The sequence below is a fragment of the Methylobacterium sp. ap11 genome, assembly GCF_900110515.1.
Classification (GTDB): Bacteria; Pseudomonadota; Alphaproteobacteria; order Rhizobiales; family Beijerinckiaceae; genus Methylobacterium; species Methylobacterium ajmalii.
The window spans coordinates 184,921-201,579 of sequence record NZ_FOEB01000009.1 but is presented as its reverse complement, the minus strand read 5'-3'; the positions used below and the strand labels follow the sequence as shown (position 1 = coordinate 201,579).

The 16,659-nt window shown below is 72.6% G+C and carries 14 protein-coding genes, 3 tRNA genes and 1 pseudogene; 13 read left to right on the top strand and 5 right to left on the bottom strand.

The features are described 5' to 3' along the window. Positions 1–123: 123 nt before the first annotated feature. Positions 124–1,101, top strand: coding sequence for a methylmalonyl Co-A mutase-associated GTPase MeaB (gene meaB, locus BMX97_RS15780; RefSeq protein ID WP_091751886.1), 978 nt, complete (start codon positions 124–126; stop codon positions 1,099–1,101). A 1-nt stretch (position 1,102) separates the two neighbouring features. On the opposite strand, the gene BMX97_RS15775 is transcribed toward meaB, so the two are convergent. Next, positions 1,103–1,708: an NAD(P)-dependent oxidoreductase gene (locus BMX97_RS15775; protein ID WP_091751884.1), complete on the bottom strand. Its 606-nt coding sequence runs from the start codon at positions 1,706–1,708 to the stop codon at positions 1,103–1,105. Between the two features lie 135 nt (positions 1,709–1,843). On the opposite strand from BMX97_RS15775, the gene BMX97_RS15770 reads away from it, so the two are divergent. After that, the gene (locus BMX97_RS15770) at positions 1,844–2,200 is read left to right on the top strand and encodes a winged helix-turn-helix transcriptional regulator (protein ID WP_091751881.1); all 357 of its coding nucleotides are present in this window, start codon (positions 1,844–1,846) and stop codon (positions 2,198–2,200) included. A 158-nt stretch (positions 2,201–2,358) separates the two neighbouring features. Here BMX97_RS15770 and BMX97_RS32895 read toward each other — a convergent pair whose 3' ends face one another. Continuing rightward, positions 2,359–2,532, bottom strand: a complete 174-nt coding sequence (locus tag BMX97_RS32895) for a hypothetical protein (RefSeq protein ID WP_177202236.1) — start codon at positions 2,530–2,532, stop codon at positions 2,359–2,361. A 139-nt stretch (positions 2,533–2,671) separates the two neighbouring features. Here BMX97_RS32895 and BMX97_RS15765 point away from each other — a divergent pair, with 139 nt between their 5' ends. The 3 genes from BMX97_RS15765 (at position 2,672) to BMX97_RS15755 (ending at position 7,747) form a co-directional block, all read left to right on the top strand. Continuing rightward, a complete protein-coding gene (locus BMX97_RS15765) occupies positions 2,672–3,313 on the top strand; it encodes a TetR/AcrR family transcriptional regulator (protein WP_244533426.1) in 642 nt (213 codons plus the stop codon). Next, positions 3,310–4,539, top strand: coding sequence for an efflux RND transporter periplasmic adaptor subunit (locus BMX97_RS15760; RefSeq protein ID WP_091751876.1), 1,230 nt, complete (start codon positions 3,310–3,312; stop codon positions 4,537–4,539). Before BMX97_RS15765 ends, BMX97_RS15760 begins: the two co-directional genes overlap by 4 nt. Positions 4,540–4,645: 106 nt before the next feature. After that, the gene (locus BMX97_RS15755; protein WP_091751873.1) at positions 4,646–7,747 is read left to right on the top strand and encodes an efflux RND transporter permease subunit; all 3,102 of its coding nucleotides are present in this window, start codon (positions 4,646–4,648) and stop codon (positions 7,745–7,747) included. 121 nt (positions 7,748–7,868) lie between these two features. Here the strand turns inward: BMX97_RS15755 and trpE are convergent, their stop codons facing one another. Then, positions 7,869–9,380 (bottom strand): anthranilate synthase component I, encoded by a 1,512-nt coding sequence (gene trpE / locus BMX97_RS15750; RefSeq protein WP_177202245.1) that lies wholly within the window; start codon positions 9,378–9,380, stop codon positions 7,869–7,871. Positions 9,381–9,387: 7 nt separating this feature from the next. After that, the gene (locus tag BMX97_RS15745; protein WP_091751868.1) at positions 9,388–11,298 is read right to left on the bottom strand and encodes a peptidylprolyl isomerase; all 1,911 of its coding nucleotides are present in this window, start codon (positions 11,296–11,298) and stop codon (positions 9,388–9,390) included. 162 nt (positions 11,299–11,460) lie between these two features. Between BMX97_RS15745 and tpiA the strand changes: the two genes are divergently transcribed. After that, complete coding sequence (gene tpiA / locus BMX97_RS15740) at positions 11,461–12,222, top strand: triose-phosphate isomerase (protein ID WP_091751865.1); 762 nt, start codon at positions 11,461–11,463, stop codon at positions 12,220–12,222. Between the two features lie 492 nt (positions 12,223–12,714). Beyond that, a complete protein-coding gene (locus BMX97_RS15735) occupies positions 12,715–13,221 on the top strand; it encodes a helix-turn-helix domain-containing protein (protein WP_091751862.1) in 507 nt (168 codons plus the stop codon). Between the two features lie 194 nt (positions 13,222–13,415). Here BMX97_RS15735 and BMX97_RS15730 read toward each other — a convergent pair. After that, a tRNA-Val gene (locus tag BMX97_RS15730) sits at positions 13,416–13,491 on the bottom strand. 283 nt (positions 13,492–13,774) lie between these two features. On the opposite strand from BMX97_RS15730, the gene BMX97_RS15725 reads away from it, so the two are divergent. The 6 genes and pseudogenes from BMX97_RS15725 to BMX97_RS15710 all read left to right on the top strand — a co-directional run bounded on the left by BMX97_RS15725 (position 13,775) and on the right by BMX97_RS15710 (position 16,409). Beyond that, positions 13,775–13,851, top strand: a tRNA-Asp gene (locus BMX97_RS15725). 52 nt (positions 13,852–13,903) lie between these two features. Continuing rightward, positions 13,904–13,980: transfer RNA gene (locus BMX97_RS15720), tRNA-Asp, on the top strand. A gap of 118 nt (positions 13,981–14,098) precedes the next feature. Continuing rightward, positions 14,099–14,635, top strand: a complete 537-nt coding sequence (locus tag BMX97_RS33740; protein WP_244538452.1) for a cache domain-containing protein — start codon at positions 14,099–14,101, stop codon at positions 14,633–14,635. Positions 14,636–14,659: 24 nt separating this feature from the next. Then, a pseudogene (locus tag BMX97_RS34185) lies at positions 14,660–14,839 on the top strand (HAMP domain-containing protein); the annotation flags it as partial. A 117-nt stretch (positions 14,840–14,956) separates the two neighbouring features. Continuing rightward, positions 14,957–15,760, top strand: coding sequence for a methyl-accepting chemotaxis protein (locus tag BMX97_RS33730; RefSeq protein WP_244538451.1), 804 nt, complete (start codon positions 14,957–14,959; stop codon positions 15,758–15,760). A 115-nt stretch (positions 15,761–15,875) separates the two neighbouring features. Further along, positions 15,876–16,409 (top strand): CAP domain-containing protein, encoded by a 534-nt coding sequence (locus BMX97_RS15710; RefSeq protein ID WP_091751859.1) that lies wholly within the window; start codon positions 15,876–15,878, stop codon positions 16,407–16,409. The last annotated feature ends 250 nt before the right edge of the window (positions 16,410–16,659 follow it).

The window sequence follows — 16,659 nt, the reverse complement described above, 5'->3', positions numbered from 1 at the left end:
GGAATGCGGCGGCGAAGGGACCGGGCGAGGCCCCGCCTGTTGCCCGAAGGTTACGCTTCCCCGGCCTTTCGTCCACAGCCCGGGCCCTCGACGGGGGCCCGGCGAGCCGGCAGAAAGGTCGCCATGACCGTCCCGGCCCCCGATCTCGCCCAGCTCCTGTCCGGCAACCGCGCCGCCCTCGCACGCGCCATCACGCTGGTCGAATCGAAGCGGGCCGACCACCGCGCCGCCGCCCGCGAGCTCCTCGACGCCGCCCTGCCGCATGCCGGCAAGGCGGTGCGGGTCGGCATCACCGGCGTGCCCGGCGTGGGCAAGTCCACGACCATCGACGCGCTCGGCGCCGCCCTGACGGCCCGGGGCCACAAGGTCGCGGTGCTGGCCGTCGATCCGAGCTCGTCGCGCACCGGCGGGTCGATCCTCGGCGACAAGACCCGGATGGCCCGGCTCGCGGTCGATCCGAATGCCTTCATCCGGCCCTCGCCCTCGTCGGGCACCCTCGGGGGCGTCGCCGCCAAGACCCGCGAGACGATGCTGCTGTGCGAGGCCGCCGGCTTCGACGTGGTGCTGGTGGAGACCGTGGGCGTCGGCCAGTCCGAGACCGCGGTCGCCGACCTCACCGATTTCTTCCTCGTGCTGATGCTGCCCGGCGCCGGCGACGAATTGCAGGGCATCAAGAAGGGCATCCTCGAGCTCGCCGACATGATCGCCGTCAACAAGGCCGACGGCGAGGAGGGGATGCGGCGCGCCATGGCGGCGGCGGCCGAGTACCGCGCCGCGCTGCACATCCTGACCCCGGCGAGCGCCACCTGGTCGCCGCCGGTGGCGACGATCTCGGGACTGTCCGGCCAGGGCCTCGACGCCCTGTGGGACGCGGTGCTCGACCACCGCCGCAAGCTCACCGCCACGGGCGAGATCGCGGCCAAGCGCCGGGAGCAGGACGTGAAGTGGATGTGGGCGCTCGTCCACGAACGGCTGCACCAGCGCCTCACCGGCAGCGCCGAGGTGCGCAAGACCACGGCGGAGGCCGAGCGGATGGTGGCGGCGGGCGAGCGCTCGCCCGCCGCCGGCGCCGACCTGATCGCCGAGCTGATCGGCCTGTAGATCAGTACCCGACGGTGAAGCGCCGCCGGAGATGGGCCGGGCGCTCGATCTCGTCGACGAGGGCGACGGCGTAGTCCTCGTAGGAGATGCGGCTGCCGCCCTCGCCGACGAGGAGCGCGTCCCCGCCGAGGCGGAACCGGCCGGTGCGCTCGCCCGGCTCGATCAGCGCCGAGGGCGACAGGAAGGTCCAGTCGAGGTCGTCTACCTGGCGCAGCGCGTCGAGGAAGGCCGCGCCCTTCAGGGCCTCCGCCTTGTAGGCGGCCGGAAAGTCGGGCTGGTCGACGAGCCGCCGCCCCGGCGCCACCTCGAGCGAGCCGGCGCCGCCGACCACGAGGTAGCGCCTCACGCCCGAGTCCCGCACGATTTCGATCAACGCCGCCGGATCGGTGTCGGCGAAGCGCAGCGCGCTCACCACGGCGTCGTGCCCGGACAGCAGCCGGCTCAGGACCGCCGGATCGCGCACGTCCCCGGAGGCCGGCACGACCTGCGGCGAGGCCGCGCCCGGATGGCGGCTGATCGCGGTGACGGCGTGGCCCCGTGACGCCAGCTCGGCGACGAGGCGCGTGCCGACGTTCCCGGTCGCGCCGATGACGGCAACCCTGGTCATGCTGTTCTCTCGGTTCTGTTTCGCGATCTGGTCACTGTTCGAGACCGTTGACAGAGCTAGGCGCGTCCTCCCACCTGCGCAAGACGTCATCGCCGCGCGACCAGGTCATCGCATGGTGACCATCGGGAGTGATCCATGCTCGACCAGTTGAAGCCAGGCGAAACCCTGGATCAGGCCTGCCCGATCCGCGACGTGCTCGATCGGATCGGCGACCAGTGGAGCCTGCTGGTGCTGGCGACGTTGGCGCCGGGGGTGAGGCGCTTCAGCCGGATCGAGCGCGAAATCGGCGACGTCTCGAAGCAGATGCTGTCGAAGACCTTGCGCCGGCTGGAGCAAGACGGTTTCGTGGCGCGCGAGGTCTATGCCGAGGTGCCGCCGCGGGTCGAGTACCGGCTGACCCCGCTGGGGCGCTCGTTCCTGGAGCCGATGCGGGGTCTGATTCGCTGGGCCGAGGAGAACCGGGCGGCGATCCTGGCGGCGCGGCAGCGCTAGGCAGAGCCTGCGGCCGCGGTGGCACCGGAACGATCGCGGGTGGACACGACCCGCCCGGTAACCGGCCGTTAACCAAAACCGGTAAGATTGGCTTAACACAAAAAAGCCGGGACGAATCCCGGCTTCTCTTCGGTGGTCTCGAGGGTCCGGGGGCCGGCTCAGCCGAGGTTGAGCCGGTCCACCTTGGTGCCCCGCAGGGCTTCCGGGATGGCCGCGAAATCGGTGTACCCGGCCTCGCGCGCCATGGCGTCGAGGGCCTGCTGCTCGTCCGCGGCACCGCCGGTCCAAAGGATCGCACCGGTCGCGGCCTGCCGAACCTGGAAGATGGCCATCGCGCTGTTCCTTCCCGTGATCATTGACATTCGTGGCCTCAACGCGGAGCGGGCACGAGAAGTTGCAGCCGATCGGTCATTGCGCGCTGTCATGCCCTGGGTGTAGAGAATGAACGTTCATTCTCGGAAACGACCCCGCGTGCCGCCCTCCCAGAGTCCCGCCCGCCTCGATTCGGCCGAGGAGCGCCGCACCCGCATCCTCGATGCGGCGGAGGCCTGCTTTGTCCGCCACGGCTTCCACCGTGCCACGATGCACGACGTGGCGGCGGAGGCCGGGATGAGCCCCGGCAACCTCTACCGCTACTTCCCGTCGAAGGACGCGATCGTCGCCGGCCTCGCCGAGCGCGACCGGGCCGCCGTGGCGGAGGACTTTTCCGGCATCGAGGCGGCCCCCGACCTGATGCAGGCCTTCACCGGCCTCGCCCGCCGCCACCTCGCCGAGGCGCCGGCCGAGAAGGCGGTCCTGTGCCTGGAGATGTGGGCCGAGGCGACCCGCAACCCCGCCATGGCGGCGATCTGCCGGGACTTCGAGCGCGAGATCGCGGGACGGCTCACGTCGCTCTACCGGCTGGCGCAGGACCGCGCCGATCCGCCGAAGGCCGGCGCCGACCCGGAGGCGCTCGCCCGCCTCGCCATGGTGATGGCCGACGGCATCATGGTGCGCCGCGCCCTCTCGCCCGACTTCGCCACCGGCCCCGTCATCGACGCCATGCTGACCCTGGTCGGCGCGGCGCTCGACGGCCGCTTCGACCCGACGACCACCCCGGAATCCGACCGATGACCCGCCCCCGTCGCCGCGCCGGCATCCCGGCCCTCACCCTCGCGGCGGCCCTCGCTGCGACCTGTGCCGCCGTCCCGGCCCTGGCCGAGACCGCGCCGTCGGCTCCCGTCGTCGCGGCGGCGCCCGCCCCCGCGGTCACCGTCGCGGTTGCGGCCGAGCGCGAGATCGTCGAGCGTGCCGTCGTCACCGGGTCGCTGGTGCCCCGCGACGAGATCCTGGTCTCGCCGGAGATCGAGGGCTGCCGCATCACCGAATTGCTGGTGGAGGAGGGCGACCGGGTCGCCAAGGGCGCGGTGCTGGCGCGGCTCTCGCGCGAGATGATCGACACCCAGCTCGCCCAGAACGCCGCCGCCATCGCCCGGGCCGAGGGTGCGGTGGCGCAGGCGCGGAGCACCATCGTGCAGGCGGAGGCCGCCCAGACCGAGGCCGCCCTGTCGCTGGAGCGCGCCCAGTCGCTGATGAAGACCGGCAACGGGACCGCGGCGGTGCTGGAGCAGCGCGAATCCGCCGCCAAGGGCGCGGATGGCCGGCTCTCGGCCGCCCGCAACGGGCTTGCCATCGCCCAGGCCGACCTCGCCCAGGCGCGGGCCCAGCGCACCGAGCTCGACCTGAAGCTCGCCCGCACCGAGATCCGCGCGCCGGAGGGCGGCATCGTCAGCCGCCGTACCGCCCGGGTCGGCGCCACGGCGAGCGCCTCCGGCGAGCCGCTCTTCCGGCTGATCGCCCGCGGCGAGATCGAGCTCGAGGGCGAGGTGCCGGAGACCGGGCTGGCCCGCCTGCGCGCCGGCGCCCCCGCCAGCCTCGACCTCGACACGCCCGACGGGCCGGTCTCGGTCTCGGGGCGCGTCCGGGTGGTCTATCCGGAGATCGACCGGGCGACGCGGCTCGGCAAGGTCCGCATCAAGCTCGACGCCGATCCGCGCCTGCGCATCGGTGCGTTCGCCCGCGGTGCCGTCGAGGCGGCGCGCCGCACCGGCGTCGCCGTGCCCCTCGCCTCGGTGGTCTACGGCCCGTCGGGCCCGACCGTCCTGGTGGTCTCGGGCGAGCGGGTCGAGCTGCGCTCCATCCGCACCGGCCTGTCGGCCGGCGGCTTCATCGAGGCCCGCGACGGGGTCAAGGCCGGGGACGCCGTGGTGGCCCGGGCCGGCAGCTTCCTGCGCGACGGCGACCGGGTGCGGCCGATCTACCCCGCGATGCCGGCGACCGCCGAGGCAGGGCGTCCCTGACGCCCTTTTCCTCGATTCTCCGGCGTCCCTGACGCCCTCTGCCCAGGTTCTCCGGCGTCCCCGACGCCCGCCTCTTCCGCCTTCCTCTCCTGACCGGGTCCGCTCGATGCGCCTGAACGTCTCCGCCTGGGCGATCCGCAAGCCGATCCCCTCGATCGTGCTCTTCCTGGTGCTTGGGCTGCTCGGCCTCGTGAGCTTCCGCAGCCTGCCGATCACCCGCTTCCCCAACATCGACATCCCGATCGTCTCGGTGACGGTGACCCAGGCCGGCGCCGCGCCGAGCGAGTTGCAGACCCAGGTCACCAAGTGGGTCGAGGACGCGGTGGCGGGGGTGAAGGGCGTCAAGCACATCATCTCGTCGATCACCGAGGGCACCTCGACCACGACGATCGAGTTCCGCCTCGAGGTGAACACCGATCGCGCCGTCAACGACGTGAAGGACGCGATCGCCAAGGTCCGGATGAACCTGCCGCGGACGATCGACGAGCCGATCATCGCCCGGGTCGAGATCGCCGGCCTGCCGATCATGGTCTACGGCGCCTCGGCGCCCGCGATGACGCCCGAGGACCTGTCGTGGTTCGTGGACGACGTGGTGGCGCGCCAGATCCAGGGCCTGCGCGGCGTCGGCGGCGTCGAGCGCTTAGGAGGCGTCGCCCGCGAGGTCCGCGTCACCCTCAAGCCCGACCGGCTGCTGGCGCTCGGCATCACCGCCGCCGACGTCAATCGGCAGTTGCGGCTCACCTCCGCCGACATGGCGGGCGGCCGGGCCGAGGTCGGCGGCCAGGAGCAGTCGATCCGCACCCTCGCGGCGTCGGCCAGCCTCGACACCCTGGCGGCGACCTCGATCGTGCTGCCCGGCGGCCGCAAGGTGCGCCTCGACGACCTCGCCACCTTGAGCGACGGGGCCGAGGAGCCCCGCACCTTCGCGCGCCTCAACGGCCAGCCGGTCGTCGCCTTCGCGATCTCGCGGGCGAGCGGCGCCTCCGACGCCTCGGTGGGCGAGGTGGTGTCGAAGAAGATCGAGGAGCTGGGCCAGACCTATCCGGGCGTGCGCTTCGACCGGATCGATTCCTCGGTCACCAACACCATCGGCAACTACGAATCCGCCATGCACAGCCTCATGGAAGGCGCGGCGCTGGCGGTGCTGGTGGTCTTCCTGTTCCTGCGCGACTGGCGCGCGACGCTGATCGCCGCCGTCGCCCTGCCGCTCTCGGTCTTCCCGACCTTCTGGGCGATGAGCGCGATGGGCTTCTCGCTCAACGCGGTGAGCCTCCTTGCCATCACCCTCGTCACCGGCATCCTGGTCGACGACGCGATCGTCGAGATCGAGAACATCGTCCGCCACATGCGGATGGGCAAGTCGCCCTACCGCGCCGCGATCGAGGGCGCCGACGAGATCGGCCTTGCCGTCATCGCCATCACGGCGACGCTGATCGCGATCTTCGCCCCGGTCTCGTTCATGGGCGGCATCGCCGGGCAGTACTTCAAGCAGTTCGGCCTCACCATCGCGGCGGCCGTCTTCATGTCGCTCTTGGTGGCGCGCCTCATCACGCCGATGATGGCGGCCTACTTCCTGCGCGACCACGGCCACCACGAGGAGCGCGAGGGCCCGGTGATGCGGGTCTACAACCGCCTCGTCCTGTGGTCGGTGCGGCACAAATACGTGACGCTGGTCGTCGGTCTCGCGCTGTTCGCCGCCTCGATCATGTCCACCAGCCTGCTGCCGGCGGGCTTCCTGCCCAAGGAGGACGCCGCCCGCACCCTGATGGTGGTCGAGTTGCCGCCGGGCGCGCGCCTCGACGACACGATCGCGGTGACCGACCGGATCGCGCAGCGCATCCGCACCCTTCCGGAGGTCCGCTCGGTGTTCGTCGACGGCGGCCGCCAGCTGCCGGGCAAGAAGGAGGTGCGGCTCGCCACCTTCACCATCAACCTGACGCCGAAGAACGCCCGCGCCCGCAAGCAGGCCGACGTCGAGGCGGCGATCATGGACCTGATGCGCGACGAGGCGGACGTGCGCTACTGGTCCCTGCGCGAGGGCGGCCAGCGCGACTTCACCCTCATCGTCGCGGGCGGCGACACCGCCCAGGTGACCGAGGTGGCGGAGAAGATGCAGCGCGAGGTCGCGATGCTGCCCAACCTCGTCAACGTGATGTCGACCGCACCCCTCGACCGGACCGAGGTCCGCATCCGGCCGAAACCCGGCGTCGCCGCCGATCTCGGCGTCTCGACCGACACCATCGCCGAGACGGTCCGCGTCGGGACGATCGGCGACATCGGCCAGAACCTCGCCAAGTTCAACGCCACCGACCGGCAGATCCCGATCCGGGTCCAGCTGCCGATGGCCCTGCGCGGCGACCTCTCGGCGCTGGAGAGCCTGAAGGTGCCGGCGAAGAACGGTGCCTCGGTGCCGCTCGCGGCGGTGGCCGACATCAGCCTCGGCCGCGGGCCCACCGCGATCGACCGCTACGACCGCGCGGTGCGCGTGGCGCTCGAGGCCAACATGCAGGGCTCGGACGCGCTCGGCGAGCAGATCAAACTCGCGATGAACACCCCGACCGCCCGGAACCTGCCGCCCGGCATCAGCTTGCGCCAGACCGGCGACGCCGAGGTGATGGGCGAGGTGTTCGAGGGCTTCGCCCTGGCGATGGGCGCCGGCCTGATGATGGTGCTGGGCGTGCTGATCCTGCTCTTCGCCTCGTTCTTCCAGCCGCTGACCATCCTGTTCTCGCTGCCGCTCTCGATCGGCGGCGCGATCCTCGGCCTCCTGGTCTTCAACCGGCCGATCTCGATGCCGGTGGTCATCGGCATCCTGATGCTGATGGGCGTGGTGACGAAGAACGCCATCATGCTGGTCGATTTCGCCGTCGAGGAGATGAGCCGCGGGGTCGACCGCGTCACCGCCATCACCCAGGCCGGCGCCAAGCGCGCCCGCCCGATCGTGATGACGACCATCGCCATGGCGGCCGGCATGGTGCCGAGCGCGATGGCCTTCGGCATCGGCGGCGAGTTCCGCTCGCCGATGGCGATCGCCGTGATCTCGGGCCTGATCGTCTCGACCCTGCTCTCGCTGCTGTTCGTGCCGGCGATCTTCCTGCTGATGGACGATCTCTCGCGCCTGATGGGCCGGCTGTTCGGGCGCTTCGTCGGCGCGGTGGACGAGCCGCCGGGGCACGAAGGGGCGCAGCGGCCGGCGGCGGCGGAGTAGGGCGGGGCGCTTCGCCCGCGTCGGCCTCGCCACCGACTCATGCGATCCCGGGCCGGCGCGGCGGAGCCCGGGATCCGAGCCGAAGAATCGAGACGGAGGAGGGCGGGGCGCGGTCCGTCCGCTACTGCTCCCGCCGCGACTGTGCGGCGAAGCGCACCGCCTCCTCCGCGGCCCGGAACTGCGCCTTGGCCTTGTTGATGCATTCCTGCTGCTCGGAGGCAGGATCCGAATCGTGCACGATGCCGGCCCCGGCCTGGACGTGCATCCGGCCGTCCTTGACGATGGCGGTGCGCAGCACGATGCAGGTATCCATCTGGCCGTCGGCGCCGAAATAGCCGATGCAGCCGCCGTAGGGCCCGCGCTTCTCGCGCTCCAGTTCGTCGATGATCTGCATCGCCCGCACCTTCGGGGCGCCCGAGACCGTGCCGGCGGGAAATCCCGCGGCGAGCGCCGAGAGGGCGTCGTGCCGGGGATCGAGGCGGCCCTCGACGTTCGACACGATGTGCATGACCTGGCTGTAGAATTCGAGGAAGAACGAATCCGTCACCCGCACGCTGCCGATCTCGGCGACGCGGCCGACGTCGTTGCGGCCGAGATCGAGCAGCATCAGATGCTCGGAGCGCTCCTTGGGATCGGCCAGGAGCTCGTCGGCCAGCGCCCGGTCCTGCTCCGGCGTGGCGCCGCGGGGCCGCGTGCCGGCGATCGGCCGGATGGTGACCGCGCCGTCGCGCACCCGCACCAGGATCTCGGGCGAGGAGCAGACGATCTGGAAGCCGCCGAAATCGAGGAAGCACAGGAACGGCGCCGGGTTGACGCGGCGCAGCGCCCGGTAGAGCGCCAGGGCCGGCAGGCCGAACGGCGATTCGAAGCGCTGCGACAGCACCACCTGGAAGATGTCGCCGGCGGCGATGTACTCCTTGGCCCGCGCCACCATGGCGTGGAACTCGTCGGGCGTGACGTTCGAGACCTGGGTCGGCGTCGGGATCTCGGCCGGGCTCTGGCGCGCCTCGACCGGCAGCGGGCCCTCGAGCGCGTCGGCGGCCGCTTCGAGCCGGGCGAGCGCCCGCTCGTAGGCGGCCCTGGCGGAGATCCCGGCGACCGGCCGGATCGGCGCCACGAGCGCGATCTCGTCGCGCACCGCGTCGAAGATCACCATCACGGTCGGGCGGACCAGGATCGCGTCCGGCACCCCGATCGGGTCGGGATGGGCCGGGCCGAGCCGCTCCATCTCCCGCACCATGTCGTAGCCGAGATAGCCGAAGAGGCCGGCGGCCATCGGGGGCAGGCCGGGCTCGGCCGGAATCGCGCTCTCGGCGATCAGCGCCCGCAGGCTGTCGAGGGGGGCGGCGTCCTCGGGCGCGAAGGCCGCGAGGTCGGGCGCCACGGCCCGCTCGGCCCGACCGTTCGCGCAGCGCCAGGCGAGGTCGGGATCGACGCCGATCATCGAGTAGCGGCCGCGCACGGCGCCGCCCTCGACCGATTCGAGCAGGAAGGCCGCGCCCTCACGGCCGGCCTTCAGCTTCAGGAAGGCGGCGACCGGGGTCTCGAGATCCGCCACCAGGGTGGTGCGAAGGAGGACCGGCCGGCCCTCGGCATAGGCGGCGGCGGCGGCCTCGGGGGAGGGGGCGACCAGCACGGGATCAGTACTCGCCGCCGATGGCGCGCCGGAAGGCGGCGTCGTTGACCGAGACGCCGGCCTGCTTCTGCACGTCGGCGATGTACTGGGCCAGGATGTCGTCGGCCAGCGCCGTGCGGTACTGCTGCTCCACCGCGACGGCACCGGCCGCGCTCGGCATGAAGGCCGGCACCGTGGCGCTCGTCACCCGGAACACCGCCCGGGCGGTGTCGTCGCCGGCGGCCGTGCCGGCCTTGCCGACCGGGGTCGCGAAGATGCGCGCGACGCTCTCGGCCGAGAGGCCGTCGCGGCCGCGGCCGCGGCCGCGGGCGAGGTCGGTCACGGTCTTGGCCTCCTGGCCGAGGGACTTCGCGACCTCCTCGATCGCCTCGCCCTTGTCGAGGCGCTCGGTCGCCTCGCGGGCCTTGGCGGCGAGGCGGCGGGCGACCTCGTCGGCCTTCCACTGCGCCGTCACGGCGTCGCGGACCTCGGCCAGGGGCTTGTCGTGGGCCGGGTCGACCTTGGTCACGTCGTACCAGACGTAGCCGCCGGCGCGGGTGCGCAGGGCCTCGTTGTCGGCGCCCATGTCGCTGCGGAAGATCGCTGCCAGCGTCGCGTCCTTGTCGGGGATGGCCTCGACCGCCTTGCCCTGGGGATCGCGGCCCTGCGCGTCGACCGCCGGCACGCTGACGAGGGTCAGGCCCTGGTCGCGGGCGATGTCGGCCAGCGGCTTGGCGCCGGCGCGCTGGTCCTCGATCGCGTCGTGGACCTTCTCCAGCCCGTCCCGGGCCTTGTCGAGGGCGACCTCGGCGCGGATCTCGCCCGCCACGTCCTCGAACGGCTTGCGGGCCGCCGGCTGCACCGCGGTCACCCGCAGGAGCACCGTGCCGAAGCGGCCCTTCACCGGCTCGCTCACGGCGTTCGCCTCGGCGGCGAAGGCGGCGTCGGCGACCGCCGGGTCGAACAGCTCGGACTTGGCGAAGGTGCCGAGATCGAGGGCCTTGGCGTCGAGGCCGCGCTCGGTCGCGACCTGGTCGAAGGTCGCCTGGCCGCCGCGGATGCGGGCGAGCGCGGCTTGCGCGTCGGCGTCGTTGGGGAAGACGATCTGCTGGATCGACCGCTTCTCGGGCGTGCCGAAGCGGGTCTTCTCGCTCTCGTAGCGGGCCCGGGCGTCGGCGTCCGTCACCGCGTCCGGCTTGGCGAGCGTCGCGGGATCGAGGACCAGCAGGTTCACGCTGCGGTACTCGGGCGCCCGGAACGCGCCCTTGCGCTCGGTGTAGAAGGTCGTGACCTGCTCGTCGGTCGGGGCCGGGATCTCGCCGGCGGCCGAATCCGGCAGGGTGAAGGTCGCGGCGGCGCGGCGCTCGGAGGTGTAGCGGTGGATCGCCTCGCGGGCGGCGAGCGAGACCGGCAGATCGGCGGTGATCGCGTCGGCGAGCTGGAGACGGGCGGCGACCGCGCGCTGCTCCTGCACGAAGCCCTGCTCGGTCAGGCCGGCTTGGCGCAGGGTGTCCCGGAAGGTGTTGACGTCGAAGGCGCCGTTCGTGCCCTTGAAGGCCGGCTCCTCCTGGATCAGCCGCACCACCGTCGAATCCGGGATGCGCAGCCCCAGGTCCTTGGTCTTCTGGTCGAGGGAGGCCTCGGTGATCAGCTGGGCCAGCACCTGGCGGTCGAGGCCGAGCGCCTTGGCCTGGTCCGGCGTGATCGGCCGGCGGCTCTGGCGCGACAGGCGCTGGAGCTGGTTCTGGTAGGCGGTGCGCAGGGCCTCGGCCGGGATCTGCGTGCTGCCCACCGTCGCGACCGCGTTGCTGCCGCCGCCGCGGAAGATGTCGCCGATGCCGAAGATGGCGAGGCCCGCGATCAGGAGGCCGAACACCACCGTCACCACGATCTTGCCGAGCCAGCTCTGGCTGGCGGCGCGGAACCCCTGGAGCATCGCGATCCTCAAAAGCCACGGGGGCGCCTACCGCGAGGGGGCGCCCGGATCGGGCCGCGATACCGCATAAGCGCCGCAAGGCAAAGAGCGCCCCCCGGACGTTTGCCGCCCGGCGGCGGACCTGTTACCCGGCGACGCTTGATCGAGGATCGGGGGAGAGACATGACGACCGAACGGCCGCGTCCGCTGGTGGCGGGAAACTGGAAGATGAACGGCCTCCAGGCTTCGCTGGCGGTCGCCGAGGCGGTCCGCGACGGCCTCGATGCGGGGCTGGCCTCGCGTATCGACGTGCTGGTCTGCCCGCCCGCGACCCTCGTCGGCGCGACCGCCGCGGCGCTGAAGGGCTCGGCCGTCCAGGTCGGCGGCCAGGACGTCCACGCCGAGGCGAACGGCGCCTTTACCGGCAACGTCTCGGCCGAGATGCTGGCCGATCTCGGCGCGCGCTACACCATCGTCGGCCATTCCGAGCGCCGGGCCTACCACCGCGAGAGCGATGCCGACATCCGCGCCAAGGCGCTGGCCGCCCGCCGCGCCGGCCTCGTCGCCATCATCTGCGTCGGCGAGACCCGCGAGGAGCGCGAGGCCGGCCGGACCCTCGAGGTCGTGCGCGGCCAGCTCGCCGGCTCTCTGCCCGACGGCGCCACCGCCGCCGACACGGTGATCGCCTACGAGCCGGTCTGGGCGATCGGCACCGGGCTCACCCCGACGGTCGACGACGTGGCGCAAGTCCACGCCCTCATCCGGCAAGAGCTCGAGGGCCGGCTCGGCGCCGAGGGGGCGACGCTGCGCATTCTCTACGGCGGCTCGGTGAAGCCCTCGAACGCGGCCGAACTGATGGGTGTCGCCAACGTCGACGGCGCGCTCGTCGGCGGCGCGAGCCTGAAGGCCGAGGACTTTCTGGGGATCGCGGCGGCGTATCGCTGAGGCGCGGGGCCACGCGCGATCGAGCGCTCTCCACCTGTATCCATCCCCAATGTCATCCCGGGCCTCGCCGAAGGCGGGGCCCGGGACCCATGAAGGCCGGCGCTTCGGAACGGGGCCGAGATCGTGCCGCGTCGCCGGGAGGCCTTGGGCACGGGACGAGACCCCGGGTTCTGTCGTCCGGGCGCCATGGATCAGTCGATCCGTGACTGCAGGAATGCGACCGGACCCGGCGCGGCCCTCGAAGACCGCGGCGCCGTAAGAGGCGAGAGTCCTGTCGCCACCCGTTGCCGTCCAGGCGGCAGCCCGCCGGGGAACATGCATGGCGCGTAGCAGCGCCGCTTCCCGGTTTCCCATCAGGCAGACGACGGAATCGGGCTCACGCGACTGCAGGAGCCGGATGGTCCCGATGGTGCGGGCACCGAGCCCGGGCGCCTGCACGGTGCGGTCCTGCCACAGGATCGGGCACGCCTGCTGACCGGGTTCCTGCACTCCGTGCTCGACGACATGACTCGTCATGGCGCGGGCGATCGCCAGCGGTTGGAGCGTGTGACCGCGGAGGTCCTCGCCCTTGCCCTTGCGGGCCACGTCCCGCCCGCGTCGGACGCGGTGCGGACGGCCAGCCCGGCGGCCTGCCGCCGCCGGGCACGACGCTACATCGATGCGCATCCGGGGACGACGCCCGAGGACGTCGCGCGGGCCGTCGGCGTGTCGCGCTCCGTGCTCTATCGGGCCTTCGAGGCGAGCGGCGGCGTCGCCCGCGTGATCCGCTCCCACCGGCTCGCGCGCCTGCGTGCCCTGCTGGCGAGCCCCGACGAGTGCGGCCGGATTTCCGATCTCTCCCGGGCCTGCGGCTTCTCGAGCGAGTCCGATTGCAGCCGCGCATTCAAGGCGGCCTACGGCGTGTCGCCGAGCGACTACCGCCATCTCAGAGGGGCGGAGATCAGTCCGGGCACCGCATCCCCTCAAGGCCTCGCCGAATGGTGGGACGATCTACGCTGAACCGTCGCCGCCGCTGCGCCGCATCGGCGCATCGCGCTGTTCGAACCTCGGTGCGGATCCGCTCGGACAAGGATGTTGCACGGCGACGCCCCGGCGAGACAGTGGGACCGGTCGCGGCCGGTGGCCTCTGGCGGACTGGATGGCGAGAAGGCCCTGCTGATGGCGGCACCGAGGCCCTAAGCCATCGCGGGCATTGGTGGGCGGTGACGGGCTCGAACCGCCGACCCTCTCGGTGTAAACGAGATGCTCTACCAACTGAGCTAACCGCCCGGGTGCCGGCATCGTTAAGGGGCTCGGGCCGCGAGTGCAAGACACGGCATGCAAGACGCTGCATGCGAGCCGCGGCACGGGCGAGCTCCTTTGAGCGGGGGACGGGGCTCTGCCCACGGGGGCTGATGAGGCCGGTCGCGGATGCGGAACGGGCTGCGTGCGATGGGCCGGCGACACCCCGCGCGGCACCCCGGGAACCCCTCCCGGCTTTCTTGAGCCGGCGGCTTGACAGGGTAGGGGGCTCCCCATACACCGCAGCCATCGCAGCACTGCGAGACGCCGGGCGGACGTAGCTCAGTCGGTTAGAGTGCCGGCCTGTCACGCCGGAGGTCGCGGGTTCGAGCCCCGTCGTCCGCGCCATTTCTCTCGCAGGAATGGCAGCCGAGGCTGCATGGTGAAGCGAGCGCGCCGCGCGGGCGTAGCTCAGTTGGTTAGAGTGCCGGCCTGTCACGCCGGAGGTCGCGGGTTCGAGCCCCGTCGCCCGCGCCACTTCCCTCACCGAAAAAACCGCTTTTGCGATCTGACGCTAAGGCAACGTCAAGTATCGTCGGCCTAAGGCGTTCCCGTACGGAATGCGGGGCTGTGGATGTCTTGGTCTAACATTGGCGTGAGCCGGAAGTTCGCCATCCTGATGGCGGCGGCCGTGCTCGGTCTCGGCGCGGTGGTGCTCTATGCCCTGCGCGCCAACCACGACAGCCTGGTCGGCGGGCGGGTGGCGAAGTTGCGCGCCCTTACCGACGTGGTCGTGGCGACCGCGACCGGTCTCGAGGCGGAGGTGAAGGCCGGCACGGTGACCCGCGAGGCCGCGATGGCGACGTTCCAGCGCCGCGTCACCGCCATGCGGTATGACGGCGACAACTACGTCGCGGTCTACGACTTCTCGGGCACTTCGCTGGTCATGCCGCCGAAGCCCGAATGGGTCGGCAAGGACATGAGCGGCCTCAAGGATGCGGCCGGGATGCTGCTGGTGAAGGCGATCACCGAGATCGCCCGTTCGGGCACGCCCGGGACCCTTCGCTACGCCTTCACCCGTCCGGGCGGCGACGCGCACGTGCCGAAGCTGAGCTACATCCAGGGATTTGCTCCCTGGACCATCGCGGTCGTCACCGGCGTCTACGTCGACGACATCGACGCCGCGTTCTAGCGCCACGCCCTCTGGCTCTGCGCCATCGCCGGCACCGCCATCCTCGGCGTCGGCGTCTTCGGCATCCTCGGCTGGCGCTCGATCGTCGGCGGGCTCGAAGGCCTGACCGGTGCCACCGCCGCCCTGGCCGGCGGGCACTACGACGCGGCGATCCCAGGGACCGGCCGGCGCGACGAGATCGGCCGGATCGCCCGTGCCATCGACGGCTTCCGCGTCGTCCTCAAGGAGCGCGAGGCCCTGGCGGCCGAGCGGGACGCCACCGAGGCGCAGGCCCGCCGCGCCGAGAGGGTCGCCCACGAGGTCCGGACCTTCGAGGGTGCGGTGGCCGAGGTGCTGGCCGAGGTCGACGCGGCGGCCCGCGACCTCGACGCGACCGCCCGGGCCCTGTCGGGCACCGCCGCCGAGGCGGCGAGCCGCGCCGGCACCGCGGCGACCTCGGCGGCCGACGCCTCCCACCGGGCCGGCGGCCTGTCGTCGGCCGCCGAGGGGCTCGGCCGCTCGATCGACGCGGTCGGGGGTGACGTGCGCGAGGCCGCCGCCATGGCCCGCGACGCGGTGACCGGGACCGACCGCTCGGCGGAGGTGATGCAGAGCCTCGGCGAGGCCGCCGCCCGCATCGGCGACGTCGTCACGGTGATCGCCGGTCTCGCCTCGCAGACGAACCTGCTCGCGCTCAACGCCACGATCGAGGCGGCCCGGGCCGGGGAGGCGGGCCGCGGCTTCGCCGTGGTGGCGGCGGAGGTCAAGCAGCTCGCCGGCCAGACCGACCGGGCGACGCAGGAGATCTCCGCCCAGGTCGCGGCGATCCAGGACACGACCCGCCGCGCGACCGCCGCGATGGGCGAGGTCGCCGAGCGGGCCCGGGCCATCAACGGCGTCACCGACCGGGTCGCGACCGCCGTCGACACCCAGGTCGGGGCGACGCAGGCGATCGTGCGCGGCGTCGCCGAGACGGCCGCCGGCACCGCCACGGTCCGCGGCGCGGTCGACGGGCTTGCCCACGACGCCGCGGCCACCGGCGACGCCGCCCGCCAGGTGCTGCAGGCTGCCGATACAGTGGCGCAGCAATCGGCCAGCATCGGCGCCGAGGTCCGCCGGTTCCTCGCGACGCTGCGGGCCGCCTGAGGCCGCCCGCACATCGCCACAATCCCCGCACAGGTGGCGCCGCCCGCCCGGACACGCCCGGGCCGCGCCGCCCGCCGCGAGGATTGACGAGACGATGCCCCAGCCGCTCCGTTCGATGGCCCCCGCCCGGCCGGCCGGGAGCCCGCGTCGCGGCGCGACTCGGCGCCCGCTCGTCCTCGCCGCCCTCGCGGGGGTCGGCCTGGCGCTCGCCGGGTGCAGCGGCAGCGCGCTCCTGCCGGCGCCCGACCTGCCGACGAGCCCGGTCATCCTCGACGAGGCCGCGGCGGCGGCGGCGATCTCGCGCTACCGGGCGAGCCACGGCCTCGGGCCGGTGACGGTCGATTCCTCGCTGATCCGCGCCGCCTCGTACCAGGCCGATTCCAACGCCCGCGCCGGACGGCTCTCGCACGAGGTCGGCGGCACCTTCGACGCGCGCCTCAAGCGGGCCGGCTTCGGCGGGCGCTACGCCGCCGAGAACCTGAGCGCGGGCTCGGCCACCTTCGACGAGGTGCTGAAGCGCTGGCAGGTCTCGCCCGAGCACAACCGCAACATGCTGATGCCGCAGGTCAAGCGCGTCGGCATCGCCCGGGTCGACGCGCCCGGCAGCCGCTACAAGCGCTTCTGGGCCCTGATCCTGTCGGACGGCTGAGCCCCGCCGTCGCCCCGCGCTGCGGCATGGCGACCGGTGCGGGCCCGCCCCGGGAGAGGGAAGGGCCCCCTGCGACGATACTCCCCGGCAGGCCGCGGCCCGTCGGCGTTGTGCGCCGCGTGCATATCCTTATGTAGCGCGGAGACGTTCGCGGTTTGTGCGGTGCGAACGCCCCTTGTTTCGCAATACCCGCTCGTTTAAGCCTCGCGGCACCTTCCGGGCTTTGGAACCGTTCCGATGACGGCCCCGG

Bases quoted from the DNA above. Each gene is read 5' to 3' on its own strand.
- meaB (WP_091751886.1), top strand. From the start codon at position 124: ATGACCGTCCCGGCCCCCGATCTCGCCCAGCTCCTGTCCGGCAACCGC.
- BMX97_RS15775 (WP_091751884.1), bottom strand. From the start codon at position 1,708: ATGACCAGGGTTGCCGTCATCGGCGCGACCGGGAACGTCGGCACGCGC.
- BMX97_RS15770 (WP_091751881.1), top strand. From the start codon at position 1,844: ATGCTCGACCAGTTGAAGCCAGGCGAAACCCTGGATCAGGCCTGCCCG.
- BMX97_RS32895 (WP_177202236.1), bottom strand. From the start codon at position 2,532: ATGGCCATCTTCCAGGTTCGGCAGGCCGCGACCGGTGCGATCCTTTGG.
- BMX97_RS15760 (WP_091751876.1), top strand. From the start codon at position 3,310: ATGACCCGCCCCCGTCGCCGCGCCGGCATCCCGGCCCTCACCCTCGCG.
- BMX97_RS15755 (WP_091751873.1), top strand. From the start codon at position 4,646: ATGCGCCTGAACGTCTCCGCCTGGGCGATCCGCAAGCCGATCCCCTCG.
- BMX97_RS15745 (WP_091751868.1), bottom strand. From the start codon at position 11,298: ATGCTCCAGGGGTTCCGCGCCGCCAGCCAGAGCTGGCTCGGCAAGATC.
- tpiA (WP_091751865.1), top strand. From the start codon at position 11,461: ATGACGACCGAACGGCCGCGTCCGCTGGTGGCGGGAAACTGGAAGATG.
- BMX97_RS15710 (WP_091751859.1), top strand. From the start codon at position 15,876: ATGGCCCCCGCCCGGCCGGCCGGGAGCCCGCGTCGCGGCGCGACTCGG.